This window comes from Kocuria salina, assembly GCF_013368965.1.
Taxonomy (GTDB): Bacteria; Actinomycetota; Actinomycetes; order Actinomycetales; family Micrococcaceae; genus Kocuria; species Kocuria rosea.
On the sequence record NZ_SSSF01000029.1, the window covers coordinates 1 to 5,488 of the forward strand.

The 5,488-nt window shown below is 58.1% G+C and carries 2 rRNA genes; both read right to left on the reverse strand.

Annotation, left to right across the window (positions count from 1 at the left end):
- Nucleotides 1-162 precede the first annotated feature (162 nt).
- Nucleotides 163-3,291: ribosomal RNA gene (locus tag E7Z53_RS19660) — 23S ribosomal RNA — on the reverse strand.
- Nucleotides 3,292-3,890: 599 nt separating this feature from the next.
- Nucleotides 3,891-5,416, reverse strand: a 16S ribosomal RNA gene (locus tag E7Z53_RS19665).
- The 16S and 23S rRNA genes sit together here, the layout of an rRNA operon.
- Between the last annotated feature and the right edge of the window lie 72 nt (nucleotides 5,417-5,488).

The window sequence follows — 5,488 nt, forward strand, 5'->3', positions numbered from 1 at the left end:
GGGGTGGGTAAGTCACTGTGGTTGTCCGCCCGTGGTGGGCGGTATTCAGTTGTGGGTCTTCACCGGCAACCGCGGGGGTTGTTGGTTGGGAGCCGTATAGTGGACGCGGTGTTCTGTGGTGACCCCACCCTTCGTTCCCAACACGTGTTGGGGGTGGGGGTGTGGTGTAAGTTGTCGGCTTATTAGTACCGGTCGGCTGCACACGTCGTTGGTTCGTGCTTCCACCTCCGGCCTATCAACCCAGTGGTCTAGCTGGGGGCCTCTCACACCAAATGGTGTCTGGAAATCTCATCTCGAAGCGAGCTTCCCGCTTAGATGCTTTCAGCGGTTATCTCTTCCGAACGTAGCGAAGCAGCGGTGCACCTGGCGGTACAACTGCCATACCAGAGGTTCGTCCGTCCCGGTCCTCTCGTACTAAGGACAGGTCTTCTCAAATTTCCTGCGCGCGCAGCGGATAGGGACCGAACTGTCTCACGACGTTCTGAACCCAGCTCGCGTACCGCTTTAATGGGCGAACAGCCCAACCCTTGGGACCAACTCCAGCCCCAGGATGCGACGAGCCGACATCGAGGTGCCAAACCATGCCGTCGATATGGACTCTTGGGCAAGATCAGCCTGTTATCCCCGAGGTACCTTTTATCCGTTGAGCGACGGCCATTCCACAATGTACCGCCGGATCACTAGTCCCGACTTTCGTCCCTGCTCGAGCTGTCGCTCTCACAGTCAAGCTCCCTTGTGCACTTACACTCGACACCTGATTGCCAACCAGGCTGAGGGAACCTTTGGGCGCCTCCGTTACTCTTTAGGAGGCAACCGCCCCAGTTAAACTACCCATCAGGCACTGTCCCTGACCCGGATCACGGGCCGAAGTTAGATGTCCAGAGTGACCAGAGTGGTATTTCAACGTTGACTCCACGTGCACTGGCGTGCCCGCTTCACCGTCTCCCACCTATCCTACACAAGCCACACCGAACACCAATACCAAACTATAGTAAAGGTCTCGGGGTCTTTCCGTCCTGCTGCGCGTAACGAGCATCTTTACTCGTACTGCAATTTCGCCGAGTTCATGGTTGAGACAGCGGGGAAGTCGTTACTCCATTCGTGCAGGTCGGAACTTACCCGACAAGGAATTTCGCTACCTTAGGATGGTTATAGTTACCACCGCCGTTTACTGGGGCTTAAATTCTCCGCTTCGCCGTGAGGCTAACAGGTCCTCTTAACCTTCCAGCACCGGGCAGGAGTCAGTCCGTATACATCGTCTTGCGACTTCGCACGGACCTGTGTTTTTGATAAACAGTCGCTTCCCCCTGGTCTCTGCGGCCCTTACCCGCTCGCACCAGCAAGTGGTGTCCACGGTCGGGGCCCCCCTTCTCCCGAAGTTACGGGGGCATTTTGCCGAGTTCCTTAACCATGATTCTCTCGATCGCCTTAGTATTCTCTACCTGATCACCTGTGTCGGTTTGGGGTACGGGCGGCTGGAACCTCGCGTCGATGCTTTTCTCGGCAGCATAGGATCACCGAATCCCCCCACGAATGGGGGTCCCGTCACGTCTCAGGCTCAATGATCCGCGGATTTGCCAACGGATCGCCCTACACGCTTAGACCGGGTCTACCATCGCCCGGCTCGGCTACCTTCCTGCGTCACACCTGTTAATACGCTTACCTCCCCGGTTCAGGTCCCACGCTCCCCGGAGCCGGCGGCGACCAATGGTCACCGCATGGCCCGGTTCGGGTGGTTAGTGTCCCCGGTTCGATAGGGGCGGTTCTTCGCCGGTACGGGAATATCAACCCGTTGTCCATCGACTACGCCTGTCGGCCTCGCCTTAGGTCCCGACTGACCCAGGGCAGATTAGCTTGACCCTGGAACCCTTGATCATCCGGCGGACGGGTTTCTCACCCGTCATTCGCTACTCATGCCTGCATTCTCACTCGTGTGGGCTCCACCACTGGGTCACCCCGCAGCTTCACTGCCCACACGACGCTCCCCTACCCATCGCACCACCTGAACCGGTCCGAAGACCGGTTGGGTATCATTGGTGCAATGCCACAACTTCGGCGGTGTACTTGAGCCCCGCTACATTGTCGGCGCGGAATCACTTGACCAGTGAGCTATTACGCACTCTTTCAAGGGTGGCTGCTTCTAAGCCAACCTCCTGGTTGTCTAAGCAACTCCACATCCTTTCCCACTTAGCACACGCTTAGGGGCCTTAGTTGGTGGTCTGGGCTGTTTCCCTCTCGACTATGAAGCTTATCCCCCACAGTCTCACTGCTACGCTCTCACTTACCGGCATTCGGAGTTTGGCTGACGTCAGTAACCTTGTAGGGCCCATCGGCCATCCAGTAGCTCTACCTCCGGCAAGAAACACGTAACGCTGCACCTAAATGCATTTCGGGGAGAACCAGCTATCACGAAGTTTGATTGGCCTTTCACCCCTACCCACAGCTCATCCCCTCCATTTTCAACTGAAGTGGGTTCGGTCCTCCACGCGCTCTTACACGCGCTTCAACCTGGCCATGGGTAGATCACTTCGCTTCGGGTCTAGATCACGCCACTCACTCGCCCTGTTCAGACTCGCTTTCGCTACGGATACCCCTCACGGGTTAACCTCGCGACGTAACACTAACTCGCAGGCTCATTCTTCAAAAGGCACGCCGTCACCTTGTAGGGCTCCGACGGTTTGTAGGCACACGGTTTCAGGTACTATTTCACTCCCCTCCCGGGGTACTTTTCACCTTTCCCTCACGGTACTGGTCCGCTATCGGTCATCAGGTAGTATTTAGGCTTACCAGGTGGTCCTGGCAGATTCACACGGGATTTCTCGGGCCCCGTGCTACTTGGGTGCGCGTACCGTGCGGCAGCAACGATTTCGTCTACGGGACTCTCACCCTCTCCGGTCCGGCACTCACACCGGTTCGACTATCGCCCTGCACTCACACGCCCGGGCCGGCAGACCCGGGACGACACGCCCCACGACCCCGATGATGCAACCCCTGCCGGGTATCACACACCATCGGTTTGGCCTCTTCCGCGTTCGCTCGCCACTACTGACGGAATCACTGTTGTTTTCTCTTCCTGTGGGTACTGAGATGTTTCACTTCCCCACGTTCCCTCCACACACCCTATGAATTCAGGTGCGGGTCACCACGCATAACACGCGGCGGGGTTTCCCCATTCGGAGACCCTCGGATCACAGCTCGTTTATCAGCTCCCCGAGGCTTATCGCAGATTACCGCGTCCTTCATCGGCTCCTGATGCCAAGGCATCCACCGTGCGCCCTTAAAAACTTGCCACATGATCACAGAACACACCGATACCACCACCACCACACCCCAACGGGGCACGGCAGCGGTATCTCGGCGATCAATCACGAACACGGCACCACAACCCACCAGACACACCCCCAACCCTTGCGGGAAGAGGAAGCCGTCCGGCTGCCTGCGGCACCTGTTCTTAAGATGCTCGCGTCCACTATACAGTTCTCAAACAACAACCCGCACACCCTGCACACTGGTGGTTAGCGGCCCCCGAAAGAGGACACGACCACCGGCAGGACGCCGGGAACCTGCGACACAACACCCCCACCCCCACCAAAGGGGACGGGGCCTGTTGTCTCAGGACCCAATAGTGCGCCACGGACCACACCCACCACCGGACCGGTTCTCTTCCACCACCCACACCGGACGAACCCCACAGGGTCCACCACGATGGGACAGGTACTAGGACCCGACCCGGCCGGCAACCCCCACACCCGCCGGATCGGAACCCGGGAAGCACAGGAGGAGTGCGGCCACTTGCTCGTTGATATTCCACCCATGAGCTCACCCCACCAGCACCACGGACGGGCACTAGGGCGGGGGCGACCACCACACGGCGGTCAACGGCTCCTTAGAAAGGAGGTGATCCAGCCGCACCTTCCGGTACGGCTACCTTGTTACGACTTAGTCCCAATCGCCAGTCCCACCTTCGACGGCTCCCTCCCACAAGGGGTTAGGCCACCGGCTTCGGGTGTTACCAACTTTCGTGACTTGACGGGCGGTGTGTACAAGGCCCGGGAACGTATTCACCGCAGCGTTGCTGATCTGCGATTACTAGCGACTCCGACTTCATGAGGTCGAGTTGCAGACCTCAATCCGAACTGAGACCGGCTTTTTGGGATTAGCTCCACCTCACAGTATCGCAACCCTTTGTACCGGCCATTGTAGCATGCGTGAAGCCCAAGACATAAGGGGCATGATGATTTGACGTCATCCCCACCTTCCTCCGAGTTGACCCCGGCAGTCTCCTATGAGTCCCCACCATCACGTGCTGGCAACATAGAACGAGGGTTGCGCTCGTTGCGGGACTTAACCCAACATCTCACGACACGAGCTGACGACAACCATGCACCACCTGTCCACCAGCCCCGAAGGGAAACCCCATCTCTGGGGCGGTCCGGTGAATGTCAAGCCTTGGTAAGGTTCTTCGCGTTGCATCGAATTAATCCGCATGCTCCGCCGCTTGTGCGGGCCCCCGTCAATTCCTTTGAGTTTTAGCCTTGCGGCCGTACTCCCCAGGCGGGGCACTTAATGCGTTAGCTACGGCGCGGAAAACGTGGAATGTCCCCCACACCTAGTGCCCAACGTTTACGGCATGGACTACCAGGGTATCTAATCCTGTTCGCTCCCCATGCTTTCGCTCCTCAGCGTCAGTAACAGCCCAGAGACCTGCCTTCGCCATCGGTGTTCCTCCTGATATCTGCGCATTTCACCGCTACACCAGGAATTCCAGTCTCCCCTACTGCACTCTAGTCTGCCCGTACCCACTGCAGACCCGGGGTTGAGCCCCGGGCTTTCACAGCAGACGCGACAAACCGCCTACGAGCTCTTTACGCCCAATAATTCCGGACAACGCTTGCGCCCTACGTATTACCGCGGCTGCTGGCACGTAGTTAGCCGGCGCTTCTTCTGCAGGTACCGTCACTCTCGCTTCTTCCCTACTGAAAGAGGTTTACAACCCGAAGGCCGTCATCCCTCACGCGGCGTCGCTGCATCAGGCTTCCGCCCATTGTGCAATATTCCCCACTGCTGCCTCCCGTAGGAGTCTGGGCCGTGTCTCAGTCCCAGTGTGGCCGGTCACCCTCTCAGGCCGGCTACCCGTCGTCGCCTTGGTGAGCCATTACCCCACCAACAAGCTGATAGGCCGTGAGCCCATCCAAAACCAGTAAAACCCTTTCCACCACCCACCATGCGGTAAGAGGTAGTATCCAGTATTAGACCCAGTTTCCCAGGCTTATCCCAGAGTCAAGGGCAGGTTACTCACGTATTACTCACCCGTTCGCCACTAATCCGCCCAGCAAGCTGGGCATCATCGTTCGACTTGCATGTGTTAAGCACGCCGCCAGCGTTCGTCCTGAGCCAGGATCAAACTCTCCGTCAAAAAAACAACGAAAACATCAAACCCCGGCTGAAAATGTCGCCACCACCCCACGGAGGCAGGACGGCGACAACC